Raw genomic sequence first — 23,327 nt, 5'->3', positions numbered from 1 at the left:
CGCGCCGGCCTCGCCTTCGACACCGCCGTCATGACCCGCCTGTTCCTCGCCCTGCTGCTGCTCCTCGGCTGGACCCAGCCGGCGCGCGCCGACGATATCGGTGCCACCGCGCGCGGCGTGGTGCGCGTCGTCACCATCGCGGTGGTCGACGGGCAGGTGGTGGGCTTCGGCCATGGCAGCGGCGTCGCGGTGGCGCCCAATCGCGTCGTCACCAACGCGCATGTCGTGGACCTCGCCGAACGCTACCCCGACAATGTCGTCGTCGGCGTCGTGCCGTCCGAAGGCGACAAGAGCTACCAGGGCCGCGTCATCGCCTATGATGCGCGCGCCGACCTCGCGCTGATCGAATTCACCGGCGCCAGCCTGCCGCCCGCGACGCTCTATACCGGGCCGATCGGCGAAGGCGATGCGGTGGTGGCGCTCGGCTATCCCGGCAACGTCGACCTCGCGACCGCCAAGTCCGCCGCTGACTATATCCGCCCCACCTCGCCGGTCCGGTCGGAGGGTGTGTTCTCCGGCCGGCGCAACCTCACCGGCACCGAAGTGCTGCTCCACACCGCCAGCATCGCGCGCGGCAATTCGGGCGGGCCGCTGCTCGATCGCTGCGGCCGGGTGATCGGCATCAACTCCGCGATCACCCGCGGCGAAGAGGGCGACAGCTCGTTCGGCTTCGCCATCGCCGACACCGAACTCGCCGCCTTCCTGCGCAACGCCAAACAGCCCTTCGCCACCACCGGCGCGCCCTGCACCTCGATCGAGGAGCGGCTGCGCCAGGATAGCGAGGCGGACGCCCGCGCCCGCGCCGACGCGCTTACCACCGCACGCGAAGCGGCGACCCGCGCCGCGATGGGCCGCGAGGAAGCGCTGGCGACCGCGCGCGAGGCCGCACAGGCGCGGCGCGAGAATGTCATGGGGATCGCCGGCCTGCTGCTGGTGTTCGGTGCGATGGGGCTGGGCGGCGCCGGGCTGCTCGACCAGAAGGGCCGCCGCCGCGCCGCGCTCTGGTCTGCGGGCCTCGGGGCCGCGACGATGGCGGCGGGCATCGCGACCTTCATCCTGCGCCCTTCCGCGCGCGCCGATCTGCCGCCCGTCCCCATTGTCGCGCGCCAGGCGGTGCCCAACGCGCCGCTCGGCAAGCTCGTCTGCACATTGCAGGCCGACACCAGCCGCGTCACCGTCTCGTCGACCGACGACGTGACGCTCGACTGGGGCAAGAGCGGCTGCGCCGACGGTCGCACGCAATATCTCGCCACCGGCGATGCGTGGCAGCGCCTCACCGTCCCCGACGACGAACAGACCGTGTCGTCGCGCGTGTTCGATCCCGTCACCCGGCGTCTGACGGTTACGCGTTACATGCTCGGCGCGCAGGCGATGCAGGCGCTGCGCAGCCTCAGTGCGAAGACCGTCGGCCAGCGCTGCACCGTCGATCCGGTCGCCACCGAACGCCTGGTCCAGCAGCAATCCGCCCAGCGCGCCGCGCTGCCCCCGCTCCCCAACGAAAAGCTCGTCTACACCTGCCGCCGCGCAGGCTGAGCCCGCCTGACCGCAACGACGAGCCGCAAAGCCACCGCGGCATTCGAAAATCACCGCTGGCCCCCCACGTACGCCGCGCTACGCTGATCCTATCGGACCGAAGGGGGGCGGGGGATGCGATTCGCGATACGGGGCGTGGTGGCGACGGCGCTGGCGACGGGCTTGGCGATGGGCGCGGCGGGGCCTGCGCAGGCCGAATGGTATGAAGCGACCAGCAAGCATTTCATCGTCTACGCCAACGACAATGCAGAGGCGGTGCGCAAGCAGGCCGAACAGCTCGAACGGTTCGACGGCGCGCTGCGTCTCATCAGCAACCTGCCGGACGATGCCAGCGAGGCATCGAACAAGCTGACCGTGTATGTCGTGGCCAACGATTCGGCGGTACAGCGGCTGTTCGGCGCCGGCGGCAAGAATATCGCCGGCTTCTACGACGGTCGCGCCAGCGGGTCGGTCGCCTTCACGCCCGGTCGCGGTAATCGCTCGGAAGGCGGTCTCGATCCGCAGATCGTTCTCTTCCACGAATATGCGCATCACGCCCTGCTCGGCCATTTCGCGCTCGCCTATCCGCGCTGGTATTCGGAAGGCTTCGCCGAATTCATGTCGACGACGCGCTTCGATAAGGACGTCTTCTGGATCGGCGCGCCGGCACAGCATCGCGCCTATACGCTGCTGGAAGGGCAGGGGATGTCCGCGGAAAAGCTGTTCGCGACGGACCGTCGCAAACTGTCGGAAGCAGAAACGTCGGAGCTATACGCCCGCGGCTGGCTGCTGACTCATCTTGTCACGCTCGACAAGGCGCGCAGTGCGCAGTTCAAGGACTATCTGACGCTGTTCAACCAGGGCGTGCCCAGCGTCGAGGCGGCGACCAGGGCCTTTGGCGACCTGAAGGCGCTGAACAAGGACATGAACGCCCGGCTGAGCGCGTCGAGAATTCCCGCGTACAAGCTCGGCAATGACCGGTTGCCCAAGCCCGAGGTCAGCCTGCGCCCTCTGCGCCCTCTGCGCCCGGGCGAACGGGCGATGATCGCGCTGCGCATGCGCTCCGACCGCGGCGTCAACCGCCAGACCGCGCAGCCGATTCTGGCCGAAGCGATGCCGATCGCCGCGCAATATGCCGACGACCCGGTCGTGCAGGGGTGGCTGGCCGAAATGGCACTCGACGCGCGTCGCTACGACGTGGCCGAGGCGGCGGCGGATCGCGCGCTGACGCTCGATCCCAAATCGGCGCAGGCGTTGGTCTACAAGGCGCAGGTGCGGATGCGGCGCGCGTCCGATGCGCATGCCACCGACCCGGCAGTCTGGAAGGAGGCGCGCTCGTGGCTGCTGAAAGCGAACAAGCTCGATAACAACGACGCTTACGCTTTGATGCTCTATTACTCCAGCTTCGGCATGGCGCACGAAGTGCCCACCGCCAACGCCAAGGCGGCGCTGCGGCAGGCGCATATGCTGGTGCCGCAGGATGAATCGCTCGGCTTTGCCTATGGGGTCCAGTCGCTGCTCGACGGCAAGGCGGACGAAGCCCGCGCCGCGCTACGGCCGCTTGCCTTTTCCCCGCATGCGCCGGTGGACAATCCCGCCGCCCGGCTGCTCGCGCAAATCGATGCCGGCAAGACCGGCCCCGCGGCACTCGCCGCAGCCGGCGGCAAGAAGGAAGACGCAACGCTAGACTAGCGCGCGCCGCATCCCCAGCCGATCACATCTAGCGGAGCCGCCAATTCCTCCCCCGCCAAGGGGAGGTGGCATGCCGCAGGTATGACGGAGGGGGAGGTAAGGGTCGCACAGATCGACACGCGCAAGTCGGGCGAAGCCGCGCCGGCCGCGGCGAAGGTCGACGACGCGCTGGAATAGGCGAGGGGTCGATCTCAATGCCCCGGACACGTCACCCCAGCGCAGGCTGGGGTCTCCCGCGGCTCTTGTCTCGTGCCATGACGGGGAGATCCCAGCCTGCGCTGGGGTGACGGCGGGTTCGACACGGATGGATCGATCCCGAGCGCTTTCCCCGGCTACCCCCGCTCGCGCGCCAGCAGCGCACGCTTGCGCTCCACGCCCCAGGCATAGCCGCCCATCGCGCCGTCGCCGCGCGTCACGCGATGGCACGGTACCAGCACCGCCAGCGGGTTGCGCCCGCATGCCGTCCCCGCCGCGCGGGTGGCCCCCGGCCGTCCGGCCGCCGCGGCAAGCTGGGCATAGCTGCGCGTCTCGCCCGCCGGGATGGTGCGCAGCGCCTGCCACACCGCCTCCTGAAACGCCGTGCCCTGCACATCGACCGGCAGGCCCGCGTCGCGTCCCGGCGCCTCGACCAGCGCCACCACCTCCGCCGCCAGCGTCGCCAGCGCGGCATCGCCCGGCACGATCGTCGCCTGCGGAAAATGTGCCGCCAGCGCGTCTGCATCCTCGTCGAACGCGATCCGGCACAAGCCCGTGTCCGTCGCCGCGACCAGCAATGGCCCCAGGCTCGTCGCCGCCACGGTCCAGCGGACCGTGAGCCCCGCCGCGCCCTTCGCCCGCGCCCGCGGCGCCATGCCCAGCCGCACGGCGCCGTCGGCATAGAAGCGGCTTGCCGCGCCATAGCCCGCAGCATGGATCGCCTCGGTCACGCCCGCGCCCGCGTCCAGCGACGCTGCCGCCCGCCCGGCGCGCACCGCCCGGCCGTACGCCGCCGGGCTCACCCCCGTCGCCCGCGTGAAGACCCGCTGGAAATGATGCGGCGCATAGCCGACCGCGCCGGCAAGCTCCGCCAGCGTCACCGGCCCCTCCGCCGCCGCGATCGCCGCGCAGGCGTCGGCCACCGCCTGCGTATCGCGCGCCACGCCATCGGGCAGGCAGCGCCGACACGCACGATAGCCCGCCGCCCGCGCCGCCGCGCCATCCGCCAGGACGATCACGTTCGTCCGCGCCGGTCGCCGCGCGGGACAGCTCGGCCGGCAATAGATGCCCGTGCTCTTAACCGCGACCACGAACGCCCCGTCCTGCCTCCGGTCGCGCGCCACGAAGGCGGCCCAGGCCGTATCCTGATCGACTATGCTCATGCCCCGGTCATAGCGCGCGCGGCCGCGCCGCTCATCCCGCGGCTTGCGGTCAAAAACCCGTGCCCCGCACCGGCGGCCGCGCGCGCATGATCGCGACATCGTCGCGCCCGGCGGCCAGGCTCGCCACGCGCTCCAGCCCCTTGCTCACTGCGCTGCCCGCATCCGGCGCGAACAGCCGCGCCCGCGTATAGCGGTCCGCCGCCTCGGCATAGCGCCCCGCCGCTTCGGCGCACAAAGCCAGGTTGAACGTCGTCGATCCCTGATCGGGCACCGCCTTGTCGATCGCGGCAAAGGCGTCGCACGCCGCCCGTTCGTCGCTCTTCGTCAGATGGACCGCGGCCTTGAAGTCTTTCGCGATGTCGGGCGGCAGGCCGTCGCGCTCCTCGCGGATGCGCACCTTATAGTCCTCGGCATGCGGGGCGAGGTCGAGGCGCACCTCCTGCGCGATCGAATCGGCCATGCTGCCGACGGTGAAGCCGACGTCGCTGGCGACGCCGCGATCCTCGCACCAGCTCGAAAAGTCGTGCCGCGTCTTGGTGGTATCGTACGGCTTCTCGCCGCTCCGCGCCTCGCGCAGCACCAGATCGGCACGAATGTCGATCGTGCGGTTGGTGCAGCGCACCTGATAGCGCTGCTTGGCGACACATTTGCCGTCCTTGTTCTTCTCGACGCAGCGCTCGCGGCTTTCGGTATAGTCGTTGGTCGATACGTCGACGCCGGTATGGCCGGACAGCAGCCCGTCGGGGCGCAGGCCCGCGGGCACCAGCACCGCATGCGGCACGCCGTCCGCGCCCAGCTTGCTCAGCCGCCGCTCGATCGCATCGGCCAGCGTGCCGCCGTAAGCGCCGTCGAACGGCCCGATTCCGATCGTCGGCAGCAGGCTCGCCGCACGCGCATTGGCCCCGAACACGCCGGCCACGTGCAGCACCTCGGCCCGCGCCGTGCCCGTGATCGCCAGTCCCGCCAATACGATCGCCGCCCACCGCATCATCCGCCTCCCGTTTTTTTCCTGTTGCCACCGTTACGGCCCCGTTCCTGAACGCAAGCTGCGCGGGAAGGCTAGCCTCTACTTGCGCTTGTTCGCCCCCCATGCTAGCCGCCCGCCACCCATAAGTGGTGCGCGAACTCGCGCGCCCTCTTCCCCATGGGCCAACATTTCGGCACGAGGACTTCGATTCCGTGGAGACATCCAGCGGTAATTTGGGCGGCGGTATCCAGGCGAGCCTGGGCGGACGCTATGCGATCGCGCTGTTCGAACTCGCCCGCGATTCGAAGAGCATCGACACCGTCGAGGCAAGCCTCGTGGCGGTCCGCGACGCGCTGCGCGACAGCGACGCATTCGCCAAGCTCACCACCAGCCCGCTGGTCGCCCGCGGCGCCGCGGTGAAGGCGGTGCTCGCCGCCGCCGATGCGATGGGCCTCGATGCGACGACCAAGAACTTCCTCGGCGTTCTCGCCGAAAACCGTCGCCTCGCCGCGCTGCCGCAGATCATCCGCGCCTTCCGCGCGCTCGCCAGCCGCCACCGCGGCGCAGTGTCGGCGGAAGTCACCAGCGCGCATCCGCTGACCGAGGAACAGGTCGGCGAACTCAAGCAGCAGCTGCGCACCCGCGTCGGCCGCGACGTTTCCGTCGACCTGTCGGTCGACCCCGAACTGCTCGGCGGCCTGGTCGTCCGTATCGGTTCCCAGATGATCGATTCGTCGATCCGCACCCGTCTCAACACTCTCGCGCACGCGATGAAGGGCTAACGCAAATGGATATCCGCGCCGCAGAAATCTCGAAGGTCATCAAGGACCAGATCAGCAACTTCGGTGACCAGGCCCAGGTCAGCGAAACCGGCCAGGTGCTCAGCGTCGGCGACGGCATCGCGCGCATCTACGGCCTCGACAACGTCCAGGCGGGCGAGATGGTCGAATTCGCCAATGGCGTGCAGGGCATGGCGCTGAACCTCGAAGCCGACAACGTCGGCGTCGTGATCTTCGGCTCGGACGCCGAAATCCGCGAAGGCGACACCGTCAAGCGCACCGGCACCATCGTCGACGTGCCCGTCGGCAAGGGCCTGCTCGGCCGCGTGGTCGACGGTCTCGGCAACCCGATCGACGGCAAGGGCCCGATCGTCGCCGACCAGCGCAGCCGCGTCGAAGTGAAGGCGCCGGGCATCATCCCGCGCCAGTCGGTCAGCGAGCCGATGCAGTCGGGCCTGAAGGCGATCGACGCGCTCGTTCCCGTCGGTCGCGGCCAGCGCGAGCTGATCATCGGCGACCGTCAGACCGGCAAGTCCGCCGTCGCGATCGACGCCTTCATCAACCAGAAGGGCGTCAACGCCGGCACCGACGAGAAGAAGAAGCTGTACTGCGTCTATGTCGCGGTCGGCCAGAAGCGCTCGACGGTCGCGCAGCTCGTCAAGACGCTCGAAGAAAATGGCGCGATGGAATATTCCATCGTCGTCGCCGCGACGGCGTCGGAGCCGGCTCCGATGCAGTTCCTCGCACCTTACACCGGCGCTGCGATGGGCGAATATTTCCGCGACAACGGCATGCACGCGCTGATCGTGTTCGACGATCTGTCGAAGCAGGCGGTCGCCTATCGCCAGATGTCGCTGCTGCTGCGCCGTCCGCCTGGCCGTGAAGCCTATCCGGGCGACGTCTTCTATCTGCACAGCCGCCTGCTGGAGCGCGCCGCCAAGATGTCGGACGCCAATGGTGGCGGCTCGCTCACCGCGCTGCCGATCATCGAAACCCAGGCGGGCGACGTGTCGGCCTACATCCCGACCAACGTGATCTCGATCACCGACGGCCAGATCTTCCTAGAAACCGACCTGTTCTTCGCGGGCATCCGTCCGGCGATCAACGTCGGCCTGTCGGTCAGCCGCGTCGGCTCGGCCGCGCAGACCAAGGCGATGAAGAAGGTGTCGGGCAGCATCAAGCTCGAGCTCGCCCAGTACCGCGAAATGGCGGCCTTCGCGCAGTTCGGCTCGGACCTCGACGCCTCGACGCAGAAGCTGCTGAACCGCGGTGCGCGCCTCACCGAGCTGCTGAAGCAGAAGCAGTTCAGCCCGATGCCGTTCGAGGAGCAGACCGCGTCGATCTTTGCCGGCACCAACGGCTATATCGACACCGTGCCGGTCGCAGACGTGACCCGCTACGAAGCCGCGATGCTCGCCGACCTGCGCGCCAACCACGCCGACGTCCTCACCAAGATCCGCGAAACCCGCGATCTCGGCGACGAAGCGAAGGCGGGCCTCAAGGCCGCGCTCGACCAGTTCGCGAAGACCTTCGCGTAAGCCCACCACGTCACCCCGGCCTTGAGCCGGGGTCCCGCTTCTGCCTCGATCGGGGCGAAAAGCGGGATGCCGGATCAAGTCCGGCATGACGGCAAGAGGACAATAGATGGCAAGCCTGAAGGCCCTCAAGATCCGGATCAACTCGGTCAAGTCGACCCAGAAGATCACCAAGGCGATGAAGATGGTCGCCGCCGCCAAGCTGCGCCGTGCGCAGGAAGCGGCGCAGGCCGGCCGTCCCTATGCCGAGCGGCTGGAGGCGGTCGTCGCCAGCCTGTCGCGCCAGCTGTCGGGCGGCGCGGGCGTCTCGCCGCTGCTCTCGGGTACCGGCAAGGACCAGGTGCACCTGCTCGTCGTCGCGACCTCGGAACGCGGCCTCGCCGGCGCGTTCAACAGCAACATCGTCCGCGCCGCCCGCCGCAAGGCGGAGGAGCTGGAGGCGCAGGGCAAGACCGTGCGCTTCTACCTCGCCGGCAAGAAGGGCCGCGTGCTGCGTCGCTTCTACCCGAACGCGATCCTCGCCGATCATGAGCTCGGCCAGCACAAGGTGCTCGGCTTCCAGCAGGCGCGCGAAGTCGCCGACGATCTGCTCGCGCGCTACGCCGCGGGCGAATTCGACGTCGCACACCTGTTCTACGCCAAGTTCGTCTCGGCGCTCGTCCAGCTGCCCGTCGGCCGCCAGATCATCCCGGTCGCGGTGGACGCTTTGGACAAGGACGTACCCTCCACTTCGTCCACTTCCGGCAACACTTCCGCCCCCGCCGCGGTGGTCGAATACGAGCCGGACGAAGAGTCGATCCTTGCCGACCTGCTGCCGCGCAACGTCGCGATCCAGATCTTCCGCGCGATGCTGGAAAACGCCGCGTCGGAACAGGGCAGCCGCATGAACGCGATGGACAATGCGACGCGCAACGCGGGCGACATGATCAACCGCCTGTCCATCCAGTACAACCGCACGCGCCAGGCCGCGATCACGACCGAACTGGTCGAGATCATCTCCGGCGCCGAAGCGCTCTAACGAATCCGAAGCAGGAAGAACCGCCATGGCAACCGCCGCAGACGACATCCGCCCGACCCAGAGCACGGGCAGCAGCAACACCACCGGCACGATCGCGCAGGTCATCGGCGCCGTCGTCGACGTCCACTTCCCCGAAACGCTGCCGGCGATCCTGTCGGCGCTGGAAACGGACAACAACGGCACCAAGCTGGTGCTCGAGGTTGCGCAGCATCTGGGCGAGAACACCGTCCGCACGATCGCGATGGACGCGACCGAGGGCCTGACCCGCGGTCAGACCGTCCGCGACACCGGTTCGCAGATCAGCGTTCCCGTCGGCCCGGCGACGCTCGGCCGCATCATGAACGTCGTCGGTGAGCCGATCGACGAGCGTGGCCCCGTCGCCACCGACCTGCGCGCGCCGATCCACGCGAAGGCGCCGGAATTCGTCGACCAGTCGACCGACAGCGCGATTCTCGTCACCGGCATCAAGGTCATCGACCTGCTCGCGCCCTACGCGAAGGGCGGCAAGATCGGCCTGTTCGGCGGCGCCGGCGTCGGCAAGACCGTGCTGATCCAGGAACTGATCAACAACATCGCCAAGGGCCACGGCGGCACCTCGGTGTTCGCGGGCGTCGGTGAGCGCACCCGTGAGGGCAACGACCTCTATCACGAATTCCTCGACGCGGGCGTCATCGCCAAGGATGCCGACGGCAATCCGATCAGCGAGGGGTCGAAGGTCGCGCTGGTGTTCGGCCAGATGAACGAGCCGCCGGGCGCCCGTGCTCGCGTCGCGCTGTCGGGCCTGACGATCGCGGAATATTTCCGCGATCAGGAAGGCCAGGACGTGCTGTTCTTCGTCGACAACATCTTCCGCTTCACGCAGGCGGGCGCGGAAGTGTCGGCACTGCTCGGCCGTATTCCGTCGGCCGTGGGCTATCAGCCGACGCTGTCGACCGACATGGGCGCGCTGCAGGAGCGCATCACCTCGACCAACAAGGGCTCGATCACCTCGGTGCAGGCCGTCTACGTCCCTGCGGACGATTTGACCGACCCGGCGCCGGCGACCTCGTTCGCCCACTTGGACGCGACGACCGTGCTCAACCGCGCGATCTCGGAACTCGGCATCTATCCGGCGGTCGATCCGCTCGATTCGACCAGCCGCGTTCTCGAACCGCGCATCGTCGGCCAGGAGCATTATGACACGGCGCGCGCCGTCCAGTCGCTGCTCCAGCGCTACAAGTCGCTGCAGGACATCATCGCCATCCTCGGCATGGACGAACTGTCCGAAGAGGATAAGCTGACCGTCACGCGCGCCCGCAAGATCCAGCGCTTCCTGTCGCAGCCGTTCCACGTCGCCGAGGTCTTCACCGGCATCAGCGGCAAGTTCGTGCAGATCGAAGACACGATCCGCTCGTTCAAGGCGGTCGTCGACGGCGAATACGATCACCTGCCCGAAGCAGCCTTCTACATGGTCGGCGGTATCGACGAAGTCGTCGCCAAGGCCGAAAAGATGGCCGCCGAGGCCTAATGCCTGCGCTGCGCCGCGAGGACGCCGTCAACACCATCTGTCCCTGGTCGGGTAAGCCGATCAGCGACGATGCCTTGACGGCCTATCGCGGCGCGGTGGTCGGTTTCTGCAATCCCGGCTGCCGGGACAAATTTGACGCGGCCATCACCGCGTTCGATCGCGTGATTGAAACGAGACTCTGACATGCTGCACTTCGAACTCGTCACGCCCGAAAAGCTCGTCCGCTCCGAGGACGTGTACATGGTCGTCGTGCCCGGCACCGAAGGCGACTTCGGCGTGCTGGAGGGCCATGCGCCCTTGATGTCCACCGTCCGCGACGGCGCGCTCTCGGTCTACCGCACCGAAGGCGGCCAGCCCGAAACCATCGCGATCCAGGGTGGCTTCGCCGAGGTCAACGCCCAGGGCCTGACCGTCCTCGCCGAACACGCGGCGTAATCGACCGGGGAGGGCCGCGATCCAGGCTGTTGGATCACCCTCCCGCCAAGTCCCTGCGCGAAGGGGTATAATCGGCACCGGCTGTCCTACAGCCCGTCACCCCGATACAGCAGCCGGCACGACCCCGGCTCTTTCTCACCACCGCTTCCCCCAACGTCATCCCAGCGCAGGCTGGGATCTCCCCGTAACGAAGCGCCCCCGCGCCTCCCATTCACCGTCATTGCGAGCGCAGCCAAGCAATCCGGAGCCGGACCAGGACGCCCTGGATTGCCGCGCTTCGCTCGCAATGACGAACGCAAGGCACCAATTCCCAAAGAACCGGAAACGATACCCCCGCATCGTTTCCGTTCAGGTGTCCATGTTGTCTAACTTCGCTCACGCAGCGAACAGCGACCGCCCCTTGTGCACCACGGTCCGCCCCGCCGCATCGGTCACCGCATAGGTAAAGCCGGGCAACAGGCAGAACGCCCCCACCTCGCCCTGCGGCGACAGCGCCAGGAAGCCCACCTGCACGCCCTTGATCGCATCGCCGCGCAGCTTGGCGATATGCCGCACCACTTCCTCGCAAGCCGCCTGCGGCGATAGCCCCGCACGCATCGAGGCGACAACGCGCGCAGTCCCCGCGATCCGCGTCACCTCCTCGCCCAGCCCCGTCGAGGTTGCGCCACCGACCCCCGCCTCGACGTACAATCCGCTGCCGACCTGCGGCGAATCGCCGACCCGCCCGCGCATCTTGAACGCCATGCCCGACGTCGTGCAGGCCCCCGCCATCCGCCCCGACGTATCGCGCGCCAGCAACCCGATCGTGTCGTGATCCAGCGCACCCCCCAGCGGGGCGCGGCGGTTCTCGATATTGGCGACCGGCTTGTACTGCGACGTCTTCAGCCACTCGCGCCACGCCTTCTCCGCCGGCGGGGTCAGCAGATTGACCTTCGGAAACCCCTGGTCGCGCGCGAACCGCGTCGCGCCCTCGCCGACGATGAAGGTGTGCGGCGTCTTCTCCATCACCCGCCGCGCGACCGAAATGGCGTGGACGGTGTCCTCCAGCGCCGCGACTGCGCCGACCCCGCCGGCATCGTCCATGATCACCGCATCCAGCGTCACATGCCCGTCGCGATCGGGATAACCGCCATAGCCGACCGAATGGTTCTCCGGGTCGGCCTCCGGCACCATCGCCCCCGCCTCCACCGCGTCGAGCAACGTGCCCCCCGCCTTCATCCGCGCAAACGCCGCATCGTTCGCCGCCGCGCCGAAATCCCAGGTGGAGACGATCAGCGCGCGATCCGGGCTCGCCTGTGCGCTCGCTGCGCTGGCCAGGCCGGTCGCGGCCATGCCGCCAAGGAAGGTGCGTCGCGTCGTCATGCCATATCCCTTTCGTCACCCCGGGCTCGACCCGGGGTCCCGCTGTCGTCGGATAGCGTGGGAAGAAGCGGCACCCCGGGTCAAGCCCGGGGCGGCGGTTCAGAGGAAGTTATACGGATCGACGTCCACCGTCACGCGCGCTTTCGCCGGCCAGTCGAGCCCGCCCAGCCAGTCGCGGATCACATCCTGCACGTCGAGCGCCCGCCGGGCATGCACCAGCAACCGATAGCGATGCCGCCCGCGCAGCATGGCGAGCGGCGCAGGGGCGGGGCCATAGACCGCCATACCGTCGACGCGCGGCGCGCTCTGCGCCACCGCCCGCGCCACCTCATGCGCGCACGCCTGCTCCTCCGACGATACGACGATCGCGGCGTAGCGGCCGAACGGGGGAGCACCCGCATCGCGCCGTGCCTCGGTTTCCGCCTCGTAGAACGCCTCGGCATCGCCCGTGATCAGCGCCTGCATCACCTGCGCCGACGGGCTGTGCGTCTGGATGAACACATGCCCCGGCTTGCTGCCACGCCCCGCACGCCCCGACACCTGCCGGATCTGCTGGAACGTTCGCTCCGCCGCCCGCAGGTCGCCACCCTCCAGCCCCAGATCAGCATCGATCACGCCGACCAACGTCAGATTGGGAAAATGATAGCCCTTGGTGACGAGCTGCGTGCCGACGACGATGTCGATATCGCCCGCCTCCATCCGCCCGACGAACTCCGCCGCCTTCGCCGGGGACCAGATCGTGTCACTGGTGACGACTGCGGTCTTCGCTTCGGGGAACAGCGTCGCCACCTCGTCCGCGATGCGCTCGACGCCCGGCCCGCAGGCGACCAGACTGTCCTCCGCCTTGCACTCCGGGCAGGCCCGCGGCGTCGGCATCACATGCCCGCAATGGTGGCAGGCGAGCCGGCGGGTGAGGCGATGCTCGACCATCCACGCGGTGCAATTGGGGCATTGGAAGCGGTGCCCGCAATTGCGGCACAGCGTCAGCGGCGCATAGCCACGGCGGTTCAGGAACAGCAGCGACTGCTCGCCCTTTCCGAACGTCTCGCGCAGCGCCGTCACCAGCTTCGGCGCGATCCACGTGCCGCGTTCGGGCGGGTGCTGGATCAGATCGATCGCCTCGATCGTCGGCATCTCGGCCGGGCCATAGCGGCCGGGCAGCTTCAGTTCGGCATAGCGGCCCAGCGCCACCTGCTGCCGCGTTTCGATCGCCGGGGTGGCGCTGGCCAGGATCACCGGACAGCCTTCGAATTTGCCACGCATCACCGCGACGTCGCGGGCATGGTAATGGACGCCCTCTTCCTGCTTGAAGCTCGTCTCGTGCGCCTCGTCGACGACGATCAGGCCGAGGTTGCGGTAGGGCAAGAACAAAGCGGAACGCGCGCCCACGGTCACCAGCGCCTCGCCGCTCGCGATCGCGCGCCACGCCCGGCGCCGCTGGGTGGAGCGCAGCCCCGAATGCCACGCCACCGGCTCACAGCCGAAGCGGTCGTGAAAGCGCTTCAGGAACGGTTCGGTCAGCGCGATCTCGGGCAGCAGCACGAGGGTCTGCCGCCCCTGCCGGATCGCCTCGGCCACCGCCTCGAAATACACCTCGGTCTTCCCCGATCCGGTGACGCCGTCGAGCAACGTCGGGCGGAAGTCATGCGCCGCGACCCCGGCGACCAGCTCGTCCGCCGCCGCCTGTTGCGCCTCGGCGAGCGTCGGCGGACCGAAAGCGGGGTCGGGGTGCGGATAGGGGCTGTCGATATCGACGCTCACCGCCTCCAGCGCGCCGGCCTTCACCAGCCCACGCACCACCGCGTCGGACACATCGGCGAGCGTTGCGAGCTCGCGGATCAGCCCCTGCCGGTCGCCGATCCGCTCCAGCGCCTGTTCGCGCTGCGGGGTGAGGCGCGGCGGCACGATGCCGGTGGCGCGATATTCGGTCGCGGTCCGTGCCCCCTCCAGCGCGGAGGTGGAGGCGAGCGCCATCCGCACCACCGCGGCCGGCGGCGCGAGATAATAGTCCGCGGTCCATTCGATCAGCCGGCGCAACGGCGCAGCGAGCGGCGGCACGTCGACCACGCCGAGCAGCGGTCGCAGGCGATTGTCGCCGACCTCCGCATCCGACGGCATCCGCTCGGGCTCCCACACCACGCCGAGCAACTGGCGCGGTCCCAGCGGCGCGATGACGACGGATCCCGGCTCGACATGCGAGCCCGCCGGCACGCGATAGTCGAGCGGGCCGAGCGCGGAATTGAGGACAAGAACGCGGGCGCGCGACGACATGGCGTCCATATGGGGGCTGATCGACTCGACGGGAAGCGCCGGATTGCGACGCCCCGACGGCTAGGCGACGTCGTCGGCGCTCGCCGCGATCGTTTCCTGCCGCTGGCGCACCCGCTCGCGCCAGACGATGATCAGGCCGCTCGCGATGATCACCGGCGCCCCGATCCATGTGGCGCTGCCGGGCAGCGTGTCGAAGATCAGCCACCCGAGCGCGGTCGCCCACAACAGGCTGGAATAGTCCATCGGCACTACCACCGACACGGGGCCCAGCTTCAATGAGTTCGTCATCGCGATCTGCGCGCAACCGCCCAGCACGCCGACCGCGGCGAGGCACGCCCAGCCGAACACGCTATGCCTTTGCGCGACCGGCACGTAGAACAGCGTCAGCGGCACCAGCGACAGCGTCGAAAACCAGAAAACGGTGGTCAGCGCCGCCTCGGTCCGCCCGATCTGGCGCAGCAGGATGGTGACGCACGCCGTCCCGAACGCGCCGCCCAGCGCGAAGGCCGCGCCGCCCAGCGGCAGATGCCCGTCGTTCGCGGCAAGGCCCGGCGCCGCCACGATCAGCACGCCGGCGAACCCCGCCACCACCGCGCCCCAGCGCCACACCCCGGTCGGCTCGCGCAGCACCAGCGCGCCGAGGATCGTCGTGATCAGCGGTACGGTGAAGCCGATCGTCGTCGCCTCGGCGAGCGGCAGCAGGACGATACCGTGGAAGGTCAGCGCCATCGCACTCAGCCCCACCACCGCCCGGGCGACATGCGCCGGCAGCCGCTGCGTCGCGACGCTCGTCATGCCGGGGCCGCTGGCGATGACGGCCGACACCAGCAGCGCCGCGCCGAACTGGCGAAAGAACAGGATCTCGACCACGCTCGCACCGGCATGTTCGGCGAGCTTGATGCTCGCGTTCATCGCGGCAAAGAACACGACCGACAGCAGGCGCAGGCCGATCGCGGGCAGGATGCGGTCGTTCATGCCGCGGGCTGTAGCGGGAAGTACCCGTCGGCGCATCGGTCTAGCTGCGGCACGGCCTGCTTTCTTCGTCATTCCCGCGCAGGCGGGAATCCAGACGCGCTACCCTTTCCGCTCCTGCCGGGAGCTCAGAGGTTATGGATTCCCGCCTGCGCGGGAATGACGGGGAGAGTGGCGGGGCGACGTCTGGGCTGGCCTAATATCCAGATAGTGGATAATTCGCCCACCCATGAAGCACGCTCTCCCCGTCACCCGCGACGCCGATTTCGCCGCCTGGTATCAATCCGTCATCACCGAGGCCGACCTCGCCGAGGAATCGGGCGTGCGCGGCTGCATGGTCATCCGGCCGTGGGGCTATGGCATCTGGGAGCGGATCCAGCGCCTGCTCGACGACCGGATCAAGGCGACGGGCCATGAGAATTGCTACTTCCCGCTCTTCATCCCGCTGTCCTATTTCGAAAAGGAAGCCGAGCATGTCGAGGGCTTCGCCAAGGAGATGGCGGTCGTCACCCACCATCGCCTGATCCCCGACGGCCACGGCGGCCTGAAGCCCGATCCCGCTGCCAAGCTGGAAGAGCCTTTGGTTGTGCGCCCGACGTCGGAGACGGTGATCGGCACCGCGTTCGCGCGCTGGGTACAGTCCTGGCGCGATCTGCCCGTGCTGATCAACCAATGGGCGAACGTCGTGCGTTGGGAGATGCGGACACGCATGTTCCTGCGCACCAGCGAATTCCTGTGGCAGGAGGGGCATACCGCCCACGCAACCGCCGACGAAGCGCGCGAAGAGACGCGCAAGATGCTCGAAGTCTATCGCGACTTCGCCGAAACCTGCCTCGCGCTGCCTGTCGTCGCGGGTGAGAAGCCCGAGAACGAGCGCTTCCCCGGCGCAGTCGCGACCTACAGCATCGAGGCGATGATGCAGGACGGCAAGGCGCTGCAGGCGGGCACCAGCCACTTCCTCGGCACGAATTTCGCCCATGCGCAGAACATTCGTTTCCAGAATGCCAGCGGCGAGCTGGAGCTGGCGAACACGACCAGCTGGGGCGTCAGCACCCGCATGATCGGCGGCGTGATCATGGTGCATGGCGACGACGACGGGCTGCGCGTGCCGCCGCGCATCGCGCCGTGGCAGATCGTGATCGTGCCGATGTTGCGCGACCAGCCCGAGGACGAGGCGCTGATCGCCTACGCCAAGGACATCCAGTCGAACCTCGCCGGCCTGACTGCGCTTGGTGAGCCGGTGCGCGCATTGCTCGATCTCAAGCCCGCTAAGGCCGCGACGAAGCGCTGGGGCTGGGTGAAGAAGGGCGCGCCGATCGTGATCGAGATCGGCGGTCGCGACATGGCGGGCGGCAACGTCTCGGTGATCCGCCGCGACCGGCTGTACCGCGAGGACGGCAAGCTCGACGCGACCGTAATGCCGCGCGGCGATTTCGAGGCGGATGCGCCCGCACTGCTCGCCGCGATCCAGCAGGCGCTGCACGAACAGGCGACCGCGCGGATGCAGGCGGCGATCGTGCCGGTGGCGGACTTCGCCGCGGTCGAGGCCCATTTCGCCGAAGGGCAGAAGAACCCCGGCTGGGTCGAGGTGCAATGGTCGCGCCCCACCGGCGCCGCACTCGACCAGGTGGTGGAGCGGCTGAAGGCGCTGAAGCTGACGATCCGCAACGCGCCGGGCGATCAGGCCCCGGCGGTCGGCGCCTGCGTCTTCACCGGCGCGCCGGCCGTCGAACGCGTGCTGCTCGCGCGGGCATATTGACCGATAGGTCCGGGGACGCCGTTACGCGCCCCGGAAACGTCGCCCCAGCGACGGCTGTGGCCTCGAGCGGCTCCTGCCAGGCGCTGCAACGGGGAGATCCCGGCGTTCGCTGGGGTGACGTCGGGCAGGGGCGGGCCTGTAATTCGCTCCCGCCTTACGTCACCAGCCGCCGCAGCGTCTCGACCTGATCCGCCTCTGCGGCGGGCTTGTCGGTGCGGATACGGGCAATACGGGGGAAGCGCATCGCGACGCCCGACTTGTGCCGTGTGGACGTGTGGATCGAATCGAATGCGATCTCCAGCACCAACGTCTTTTCCACTTCGCGCACCGGCCCGAAGCGCTTCACCGTATGGCGGCGCACGAAGCTGTCGAGCATGCGCAACTCTTCGTCGGTAATCCCCGAATAGGCCTTGCCGACCGGCAGCAGTTCGCCCTCTTCGGTCCAGCAGCCGAAGGTGTAGTCGCTGTAATAGGACGATCGGCGCCCGTTGCCGCGCTGCGCGTACATCATCACGCAATCGGCGGTCAGCGGATCGCGTTTCCATTTGTACCACAGGCCGGCGCGTCGCCCGCCCACATAGGGGCTGTCGCGGCGTTTCAGCATCACGCCCTCAATCGCCGCATCGCGGGCACCGGCGCGGATCGCCTCCAGTTCCGTGAAGCTGTCCGCGGCGATCACCTGGCTGAGGTCGAAGCGATCGGGATCGAGCCGCGGCACGAACGCCTCCAGCCGCTCGCGCCGCGCATGCCAGGGCAGCTCGCGCAGATCCTCCGGCCCGTCGAACAGGATGTCGTAGAGGCGGACGAAGGCGGGATAGTCGGCCAGCATCTTTGCCGACACCTGCTTGCGACCCAGCCGCTGTTGCAACGCGTTGAAGCTCGCCGCCCCGCCACCGTCGTCAAGCGCACCGCCCTGGAATTCGCCCTTCACCAGCAACTCGCCATCGACCGTACCGGGGGTGGTGAAGGCCGCGGCGACGTCGGGAAAGCTGCCGGTCACGTCGTCGCCGGTGCGGCTGTACAGGCGCGTCTGCCCCGCGACATGGACGATCTGGACGCGAATGCCGTCCCATTTCCACTCGGCGGCATAATCGACGAGGTCGATCTGCGCATCCTCCAGCCCGTGCGCGAGCATGAAAGGGCGGAAGACCGGCACGTCCGCGGGGGTCGGCTGTTCGCCAGTCCCCTCCGCCCAGGCGAACAGGCTGGCGTAGGGCGGCGACAGGCCGTGCCACACCTCCTCCACCGCATCGACGTTGAGCCCGAACGCCTGCGCCAGCGCGGTTTTGGCAAGCCGCGCCGACACGCCGATACGCAGCCCCCCGGTCGCCATCTTGAGCAGCGCGAACCGTTCCTCCGCGTCCAGCCGGTCGAGCATGCCGGCGAGTACGGCAGGCGCGTCGGAGCGTGACAAATGGCGCAGCGCGTCGACCGCAGCGGTGATCGACAGCGGGCCGGCATCGGGCGGCGGCACCACCGGTGCGGGCCACAGCAGCGCGACCGTCTCGGCCGTGTCGCCAACATAGTCGCGACTCATCCGGAACAGCACGGGGTCGACCCGCGCCTCGATGAGGGCTCGAATCTGCGCGGGCTTTACGCCGGGCAGGTCGAGATCGCCGGTCAGCGCCGCCATCGCCCAGCCGCGATCGGGATCGGGCGTCGCATGCAGATAATCGACGATCAGCTTGAGCTTCGCATTGCGCCCCCGCGTGTAGATCAGCGAATCGAGAAGCGCGGCAAAGGCTTGCATGGGTAACGAACGCATGGCGCCGCTGAAGCGCTCCCGCTAGGACCCGCATCGTGAAACGTCCGCTTCTTAGTGCCGCGCTGATCGTCGCCTTTATCGCCGGCGCCGTTTTCCTCATCGGCTATCTCAATGCCCGCGCCGATCCGGTCGTTCGGCGCGTGACGATGGCGCTGCCCGACTGGCCGGCCGGCAAACCGCCGATCACCATCGCGCTGATGAGCGATATCCACATGGAAAGCATGGCGATGGACGAGGGGCGGCTCGCCCGCATCGTCGGGCAGGTCAATGCGCTCCACCCCGATCTGGTCGTGCTGGCCGGCGATTTCATCGAGGGGCGCGGCGCCGGCGAGGCGGAGCGGGCAATCCCGCTGCTGGCGCGCCCGCTGTCGCAATTGAAGGCCCCGCTGGGGGTCGTCGCGGTGCTCGGCAATCACGATCACTGGACCGATCCTGCGCCAATTGCAGCGATGTTGAGGCGGATCGGCGTGGTGGTGCTGGTCAATCAGGGTGAGGGGCTCGGGCCGCTCGCGCTGGGTGGCCTCGACGATCCGGCGACACATCACGATCGCATCGCCCCGACCCAGGCGGCGCTGGCGACGCTCGCGGGCGCTGGCGTGATGGTCGCGCATTCGCCTGATGTCGCAGTGAAGCTGTCGCGGCGCACGACGCTGCTGCTCGCCGGCCACACGCATTGCGGACAGGTGGTGCTGCCGCTGATCGGCGCGCCGGTCGAGGTGACCAACCCGCGCTATCGCTGCGGCATCGTACGCGATCCGCATCGGCTGACGGTGGTGACGGCGGGGCTGGGTACCAGCAACCTGCCGATCCGCTTCGGCGCACCGCCCGACATGTGGCTGGTGGGAGTCGGTCCGATCCCCTCCCGCTAACAGCTGGACACAGGGATCGAACCGTCACCCCGGATCGAGTCCGGGGTGACGGAAAAAGTCGAGGTCAGCCCTTACGGCTGGCTTCGAACAGGAACCAGGCACGCTCCTCGGCCTGATCGGTCCATTCGTCGACGATGCCGCTGGTCGCATTGTCCTTGGCCGCTTCGGCCGCGTCCTTCACCGCGCGGAAGCTTTCGACCAGCTTCAGATTGTCCTCGCGCAATTCGGCCAGCATCGCACCCGCTTCGACGAAGTCCTTGTCGTTGTCGGCGATCGTCTGGCGACGGCTGATGTCGCCGATCGAGCGCAACGTGACGTTGCCGGTCTTGCGCACGCGTTCGGCGATCGCGTCGGTCACGCCCAGAATCTGCGCGGCCTGATCGTCGAGCAGCAGGTGATAGTCGCGGAAGTGCGGGCCGGACACGTGCCAGTGGAAGTTCTTGGTCTTCAGATACAGTGCATAGCAATCGGCGAGCGAGGCATTCAGCGCATCGGCCACCGATCGCGTGTTCGACAGGTCGGTGGGGGTGCTGAGCGCCGGATTGACGTCGGCCATGGGAAGCTCCTGACAGAAATGGGTTCGTTGCGGCAACGATCCGATAGCGCAAATGGTCCCATCCGCGTCCCGATTTTGCGTCAGGAATCATGGTCAGGCTGATCGCCCGACTAGATCAGACGTAGCGCTCCCACGCCCAGCCAGAGCCCCACGATCACAAACAGGATGCCGATCCCGATCCGTAGCGGTCGCAGGGGCAGCGCGCGCCATCCCGCCTCACCGAGCAGCGCCGCGGGCGCGATCACGGCGAGCGATCCCAGCGTCGCACCCAGCGGTGCGAGCCACATCACATTCGCCCGTGCCGTCAGGGTCAGCACGATGAACTGCACACCATCGCCGAAGGCAAGGATGAACAACCCGAGCAGGCTGGTCGCCGCAGCACCGAGTCGCCAGCGTTCGAGCCGGTCGGGGGCCTTGGCGGGAAACAGCGCGCCACCGCCCTGCAGCACGAGCGCCAGCCCCAGGAACAGCTGCTTTGCCTCAGGGGTCAGCTGCGGGGCGAGCAAGGCTCCGGCCGCGCCCGCCAATCCCGCGGCAACAGCAACTGCGATGGCCGCCATCGCGATGACGAGGCCGGGCGCGCGATAGCGATCGGCCAGGATCGCGGCGAGCCAGGCGGGGCGGTCGCCCACCTGTGCCAGCGCGGCGGCGACCAGCGCCGCCATCAGTGCATCCATGCCGTCCCGTCCCGTCGTCGGTGTTTAGCTTGCGAGGCGCACCGAACAGGCGGCCGCAAACGTGTCGCACGCCCGCACATCCTGCCGGTCGCAGGCGACCGCGTCACCCAGCATCGACAGCCAGCCATGCACCAGCGCGCCATGTTCGCCGCGCGACAAGGCCGAATCGACGAAATGCGCGACCGTCACCGCAGGATTCAGACCGTGCCGATGCGCGATCAGTCGGATCTGGTTGATATCGGGCTTCAGGTCGTCTGCGCGCGTATAGGGCGCCTTCACGTCGATCGCGGCGATTCGCGCGGCCAAATCGGCGCGCACCGCGTTCAGCGCCATGTCGTTGATATGCCCCTGATGCCCCATGGTCCGCTCCCATCATGTCATGTGGCTTTCATGCGCCCGCACCGGTAACGTGGTGGTTAACGGTGCGGGCGGGGGCATGCACGGTTGACTTTCGCTCCCGTCTGGCCCATGCGCCGCGACTGATCGAGCGGCGGCGTTGGTGCTGCCGCTCTCCTTGTTTTCAGGATTAGGGCTCATGGCCAAGCCGACTACCGTCAAGATCAAGCTCGTCAGCACCGCCGACACCGGCTTCTTCTACGTCACGAAGAAGAACCCGCGCACCAAGACCGAGAAGCTGAGCTTCAGCAAGTACGATCCCGTCGTACGCAAGCACGTCGAGTTCAAGGAAGCCAAGATCAAGTAAGCCGCTGGCGGGGCGCCACCGCCCCGCGCTGCTTGCCGAATCGAATCGCGAAGAGCCGCCGGTGCCCCGCGCATCGGCGGCTCTTCGCGTGCGTGTGCGCGGAAGATGACCTACGGGCAACGTATGCGTTTTTGTGGCGAAGCCATGGTGGGGGCTAGGTTCGGCCACATTGCGTTCATGTTCGGTCGGCATAGCGGACCGTGGTGGCCGGACGATCCGGCCGCCCTGTATCGCGTCACTACGGGCTAAGGGCGGTCCTCTCGAATCGAGGGGGCCGCCCTTGGTTTATGTGGGGTGCTGGCAGCATGTCGTCGGCGTTCCCACATGCCTGCCATGTCGAAGCGCGCCGTCCTCTATCGCATGGTCATGCCGACCCACATCTGTCCTTATGGCCTAAAGGCGCGCGATCTGCTGCGCCGCAAGGGCTATGCGGTCGATGATGTCCACCTGACGACCCGCGCCGAAACCGATGCGTTCAAGGCCGAACATGGCGTGAAGACCACTCCGCAGACGTTCATCGATGGCGCGCGGATCGGCGGCTACGACGATCTGCGCCGCTACTTCGGCCTGTCGGTGCCGGACCCCAAGGCCGTCAGCTATCGTCCGGTTCTGGCCGTGTTCGCGATGACCGCGCTGATGGCGATGGCCGCCAGCCTTGCCGCCTTCGGCACGCCGGTCACGGTCCGCGCAGGCGAATGGTTCATCGCGTTCAGCATGGTCGTGCTCGCGATCCTGAAGCTCCAGAACGTCGACCGATTCGCGACGATGTTTCTGGGCTATGACATGCTCGCGCAGCGCTGGGTGCCCTATGCCACGCTCTACCCGTATCTGGAGGGGCTGGCGGGCGTGTTGATGATCGCCGGCGTCGCGACATGGCTGTCGGTGCCGGTCGCATTGGTCATCGGCAGTGTTGGCGCGGTGTCGGTGTACAAGGCGGTGTATGTCGACCGGCGCGAACTCAAATGCGCCTGCGTCGGCGGCGACAGCAACGTGCCGCTGGGTTTCGTGTCGCTGACCGAAAATCTGATGATGGTCGCGATGGCCGTGTGGATGATGCTGGCGGGATGACGCCGGGAACCCGGCTGAGGAATCGTCGTTTTATCCACAGCTCGCAGCTCCCGCGCCCTTTTCGGGGGGTAAGGGCGCTGAGAGCGCGCGGCACCCTGTCGCGGCCCGATCGCCGCGGCAGGGTGCCTTTTGATTGTCGCTCCGGTTCAGATCAGAGTGTTCACCGCATCCATGAAGCGCGCCAGACTGATCGGCTTCGAGACGTAGGATCGCGCGCCGGCCGCCCGGATTCGCTCCTCGTCGTCGCGTCCTGCATAAGCGGTGACCGCCATCACCGGGATATCGCGTAGCTGTTCGTCCGCCATCAGCTCCAGAATCAGTTCATATCCCGTCACATGCGGCATCTGGATATCCATGATGATCAGCTCCGGCATCACCTCGCGCGCGCGGGCCACGGCCTCGCGCCCGTCGCGCACCGGTTCGGCGACGAAGTCGTGCGCCCGCAGCAGGTCGCAGAACAGCTTCAGATTGAGTTCGTTGTCCTCGACAACGAGCACCCGTTTCGCCACGTGGGTCACCGAT

22 protein-coding genes are annotated in these 23,327 nt (G+C 68.1%); 12 read left to right on the top strand and 10 right to left on the bottom strand.

What is annotated here, in order from left to right:
* Positions 1 to 30 precede the first annotated feature (30 nt).
* Together ACGVWT_RS07180 and ACGVWT_RS07175 are read left to right on the top strand one after the other, a co-directional pair.
* Positions 31 to 1,533: a S1C family serine protease gene (locus tag ACGVWT_RS07180; protein WP_315461911.1), complete on the top strand. Its 1,503-nt coding sequence runs from the start codon at positions 31 to 33 to the stop codon at positions 1,531 to 1,533.
* Positions 1,534 to 1,647: 114 nt separating this feature from the next.
* Entirely contained in the window at positions 1,648 to 3,204 is a 1,557-nt protein-coding gene (locus ACGVWT_RS07175) for a hypothetical protein (protein ID WP_315461910.1), read from the top strand.
* A gap of 332 nt (positions 3,205 to 3,536) precedes the next feature.
* Here ACGVWT_RS07175 and ACGVWT_RS07170 read toward each other — a convergent pair whose 3' ends face one another.
* Positions 3,537 to 4,562: a methylated-DNA--[protein]-cysteine S-methyltransferase gene (locus ACGVWT_RS07170; protein ID WP_315461909.1), complete on the bottom strand. Its 1,026-nt coding sequence runs from the start codon at positions 4,560 to 4,562 to the stop codon at positions 3,537 to 3,539.
* A 49-nt stretch (positions 4,563 to 4,611) separates the two neighbouring features.
* Positions 4,612 to 5,553 carry a hypothetical protein gene (locus ACGVWT_RS07165; RefSeq protein ID WP_315461908.1) on the bottom strand — a complete coding sequence of 314 codons (942 nt, stop codon included), beginning with the start codon at positions 5,551 to 5,553 and terminating at the stop codon, positions 4,612 to 4,614.
* 209 nt (positions 5,554 to 5,762) lie between these two features.
* On the opposite strand from ACGVWT_RS07165, the gene ACGVWT_RS07160 reads away from it, so the two are divergent.
* From ACGVWT_RS07160 to ACGVWT_RS07135, 6 genes are all read left to right on the top strand, one after another.
* Positions 5,763 to 6,311 carry a F0F1 ATP synthase subunit delta gene (locus ACGVWT_RS07160; protein ID WP_315461939.1) on the top strand — a complete coding sequence of 183 codons (549 nt, stop codon included), beginning with the start codon at positions 5,763 to 5,765 and terminating at the stop codon, positions 6,309 to 6,311.
* Between the two features lie 5 nt (positions 6,312 to 6,316).
* Positions 6,317 to 7,846: a F0F1 ATP synthase subunit alpha gene (atpA, locus tag ACGVWT_RS07155; RefSeq protein WP_116461935.1), complete on the top strand. Its 1,530-nt coding sequence runs from the start codon at positions 6,317 to 6,319 to the stop codon at positions 7,844 to 7,846.
* Positions 7,847 to 7,952: 106 nt separating this feature from the next.
* Positions 7,953 to 8,861 (top strand): F0F1 ATP synthase subunit gamma, encoded by a 909-nt coding sequence (locus ACGVWT_RS07150; RefSeq protein WP_315461907.1) that lies wholly within the window; start codon positions 7,953 to 7,955, stop codon positions 8,859 to 8,861.
* Positions 8,862 to 8,886: 25 nt separating this feature from the next.
* Positions 8,887 to 10,368, top strand: coding sequence for a F0F1 ATP synthase subunit beta (atpD, locus tag ACGVWT_RS07145; protein WP_063687416.1), 1,482 nt, complete (start codon positions 8,887 to 8,889; stop codon positions 10,366 to 10,368).
* Complete coding sequence (locus tag ACGVWT_RS07140) at positions 10,368 to 10,550, top strand: glutathione S-transferase (protein ID WP_116461937.1); 183 nt, start codon at positions 10,368 to 10,370, stop codon at positions 10,548 to 10,550. Before atpD ends, ACGVWT_RS07140 begins: the two co-directional genes overlap by 1 nt.
* A 1-nt stretch (position 10,551) precedes the next feature.
* Positions 10,552 to 10,803 (top strand): ATP synthase F1 subunit epsilon, encoded by a 252-nt coding sequence (locus ACGVWT_RS07135; protein ID WP_017977459.1) that lies wholly within the window; start codon positions 10,552 to 10,554, stop codon positions 10,801 to 10,803.
* A gap of 375 nt (positions 10,804 to 11,178) precedes the next feature.
* Here the strand turns inward: ACGVWT_RS07135 and ACGVWT_RS07130 are convergent, their stop codons facing one another.
* From ACGVWT_RS07130 to ACGVWT_RS07120, 3 genes are all read right to left on the bottom strand, one after another.
* Complete coding sequence (locus ACGVWT_RS07130) at positions 11,179 to 12,165, bottom strand: N(4)-(beta-N-acetylglucosaminyl)-L-asparaginase (protein WP_315461906.1); 987 nt, start codon at positions 12,163 to 12,165, stop codon at positions 11,179 to 11,181.
* Between the two features lie 99 nt (positions 12,166 to 12,264).
* Positions 12,265 to 14,436, bottom strand: coding sequence for a primosomal protein N' (locus tag ACGVWT_RS07125; protein WP_315461938.1), 2,172 nt, complete (start codon positions 14,434 to 14,436; stop codon positions 12,265 to 12,267).
* A gap of 60 nt (positions 14,437 to 14,496) precedes the next feature.
* Complete coding sequence (locus tag ACGVWT_RS07120) at positions 14,497 to 15,411, bottom strand: DMT family transporter (protein WP_315461905.1); 915 nt, start codon at positions 15,409 to 15,411, stop codon at positions 14,497 to 14,499.
* Positions 15,412 to 15,637: 226 nt separating this feature from the next.
* Between ACGVWT_RS07120 and proS the strand changes: the two genes are divergently transcribed.
* The gene (gene proS / locus ACGVWT_RS07115) at positions 15,638 to 17,167 is read left to right on the top strand and encodes a proline--tRNA ligase (protein ID WP_315461904.1); all 1,530 of its coding nucleotides are present in this window, start codon (positions 15,638 to 15,640) and stop codon (positions 17,165 to 17,167) included.
* A 154-nt stretch (positions 17,168 to 17,321) separates the two neighbouring features.
* On the opposite strand, the gene ACGVWT_RS07110 is transcribed toward proS, so the two are convergent.
* Positions 17,322 to 18,917, bottom strand: a complete 1,596-nt coding sequence (locus ACGVWT_RS07110; RefSeq protein ID WP_315461937.1) for a cisplatin damage response ATP-dependent DNA ligase — start codon at positions 18,915 to 18,917, stop codon at positions 17,322 to 17,324.
* A 50-nt stretch (positions 18,918 to 18,967) separates the two neighbouring features.
* On the opposite strand from ACGVWT_RS07110, the gene ACGVWT_RS07105 reads away from it, so the two are divergent.
* On the top strand, positions 18,968 to 19,801 hold the full coding sequence (locus tag ACGVWT_RS07105) for a metallophosphoesterase (RefSeq protein WP_315461903.1): 834 nt from the start codon (positions 18,968 to 18,970) through the stop codon (positions 19,799 to 19,801).
* 64 nt (positions 19,802 to 19,865) lie between these two features.
* Here the strand turns inward: ACGVWT_RS07105 and ACGVWT_RS07100 are convergent, their stop codons facing one another.
* The 3 genes from ACGVWT_RS07100 to ACGVWT_RS07090 all read right to left on the bottom strand — a co-directional run bounded on the left by ACGVWT_RS07100 (position 19,866) and on the right by ACGVWT_RS07090 (position 21,394).
* A complete protein-coding gene (locus ACGVWT_RS07100) occupies positions 19,866 to 20,357 on the bottom strand; it encodes a DNA starvation/stationary phase protection protein (protein ID WP_315461902.1) in 492 nt (163 codons plus the stop codon).
* A gap of 110 nt (positions 20,358 to 20,467) precedes the next feature.
* Entirely contained in the window at positions 20,468 to 21,034 is a 567-nt protein-coding gene (locus ACGVWT_RS07095; protein WP_315461901.1) for a TMEM165/GDT1 family protein, read from the bottom strand.
* A gap of 24 nt (positions 21,035 to 21,058) precedes the next feature.
* On the bottom strand, positions 21,059 to 21,394 hold the full coding sequence (locus tag ACGVWT_RS07090) for a hypothetical protein (RefSeq protein ID WP_315461900.1): 336 nt from the start codon (positions 21,392 to 21,394) through the stop codon (positions 21,059 to 21,061).
* A 175-nt stretch (positions 21,395 to 21,569) separates the two neighbouring features.
* Between ACGVWT_RS07090 and rpmG the strand changes: the two genes are divergently transcribed.
* Together rpmG and ACGVWT_RS07080 are read left to right on the top strand one after the other, a co-directional pair.
* Positions 21,570 to 21,737 carry a 50S ribosomal protein L33 gene (rpmG, locus tag ACGVWT_RS07085; RefSeq protein ID WP_017977469.1) on the top strand — a complete coding sequence of 56 codons (168 nt, stop codon included), beginning with the start codon at positions 21,570 to 21,572 and terminating at the stop codon, positions 21,735 to 21,737.
* 324 nt (positions 21,738 to 22,061) lie between these two features.
* Positions 22,062 to 22,805, top strand: a complete 744-nt coding sequence (locus tag ACGVWT_RS07080) for a MauE/DoxX family redox-associated membrane protein (RefSeq protein WP_315461899.1) — start codon at positions 22,062 to 22,064, stop codon at positions 22,803 to 22,805.
* Between the two features lie 146 nt (positions 22,806 to 22,951).
* On the opposite strand, the gene ACGVWT_RS07075 is transcribed toward ACGVWT_RS07080, so the two are convergent.
* Positions 22,952 to 23,314, bottom strand: a complete 363-nt coding sequence (locus tag ACGVWT_RS07075) for a response regulator (RefSeq protein WP_315461898.1) — start codon at positions 23,312 to 23,314, stop codon at positions 22,952 to 22,954.
* Positions 23,315 to 23,327: the final 13 nt, after the last annotated feature.

Origin of the sequence: Sphingomonas sp. S6, assembly GCF_043498045.1 — a bacterium.
Taxonomy (GTDB): Bacteria; Pseudomonadota; Alphaproteobacteria; order Sphingomonadales; family Sphingomonadaceae; genus Sphingomonas.
This window is presented reverse-complemented; position numbering and strand designations above follow the sequence as displayed.

Bases quoted from the DNA above. Each gene is read 5' to 3' on its own strand.
- ACGVWT_RS07180 (WP_315461911.1), top strand. From the start codon at position 31: ATGACCCGCCTGTTCCTCGCCCTGCTGCTGCTCCTCGGCTGGACCCAG.
- ACGVWT_RS07175 (WP_315461910.1), top strand. From the start codon at position 1,648: ATGCGATTCGCGATACGGGGCGTGGTGGCGACGGCGCTGGCGACGGGC.
- ACGVWT_RS07170 (WP_315461909.1), bottom strand. From the start codon at position 4,562: ATGAGCATAGTCGATCAGGATACGGCCTGGGCCGCCTTCGTGGCGCGC.
- ACGVWT_RS07165 (WP_315461908.1), bottom strand. From the start codon at position 5,553: ATGATGCGGTGGGCGGCGATCGTATTGGCGGGACTGGCGATCACGGGC.
- atpA (WP_116461935.1), top strand. From the start codon at position 6,317: ATGGATATCCGCGCCGCAGAAATCTCGAAGGTCATCAAGGACCAGATC.
- ACGVWT_RS07150 (WP_315461907.1), top strand. From the start codon at position 7,953: ATGGCAAGCCTGAAGGCCCTCAAGATCCGGATCAACTCGGTCAAGTCG.
- atpD (WP_063687416.1), top strand. From the start codon at position 8,887: ATGGCAACCGCCGCAGACGACATCCGCCCGACCCAGAGCACGGGCAGC.
- ACGVWT_RS07140 (WP_116461937.1), top strand. From the start codon at position 10,368: ATGCCTGCGCTGCGCCGCGAGGACGCCGTCAACACCATCTGTCCCTGG.
- ACGVWT_RS07135 (WP_017977459.1), top strand. From the start codon at position 10,552: ATGCTGCACTTCGAACTCGTCACGCCCGAAAAGCTCGTCCGCTCCGAG.
- ACGVWT_RS07130 (WP_315461906.1), bottom strand. From the start codon at position 12,165: ATGACGACGCGACGCACCTTCCTTGGCGGCATGGCCGCGACCGGCCTG.
- ACGVWT_RS07125 (WP_315461938.1), bottom strand. From the start codon at position 14,436: ATGTCGTCGCGCGCCCGCGTTCTTGTCCTCAATTCCGCGCTCGGCCCG.
- ACGVWT_RS07120 (WP_315461905.1), bottom strand. From the start codon at position 15,411: ATGAACGACCGCATCCTGCCCGCGATCGGCCTGCGCCTGCTGTCGGTC.
- proS (WP_315461904.1), top strand. From the start codon at position 15,638: ATGAAGCACGCTCTCCCCGTCACCCGCGACGCCGATTTCGCCGCCTGG.
- ACGVWT_RS07110 (WP_315461937.1), bottom strand. From the start codon at position 18,917: ATGCAAGCCTTTGCCGCGCTTCTCGATTCGCTGATCTACACGCGGGGG.
- ACGVWT_RS07100 (WP_315461902.1), bottom strand. From the start codon at position 20,357: ATGGCCGACGTCAATCCGGCGCTCAGCACCCCCACCGACCTGTCGAAC.
- ACGVWT_RS07095 (WP_315461901.1), bottom strand. From the start codon at position 21,034: ATGGATGCACTGATGGCGGCGCTGGTCGCCGCCGCGCTGGCACAGGTG.
- ACGVWT_RS07090 (WP_315461900.1), bottom strand. From the start codon at position 21,394: ATGGGGCATCAGGGGCATATCAACGACATGGCGCTGAACGCGGTGCGC.
- rpmG (WP_017977469.1), top strand. From the start codon at position 21,570: ATGGCCAAGCCGACTACCGTCAAGATCAAGCTCGTCAGCACCGCCGAC.
- ACGVWT_RS07080 (WP_315461899.1), top strand. From the start codon at position 22,062: ATGCCTGCCATGTCGAAGCGCGCCGTCCTCTATCGCATGGTCATGCCG.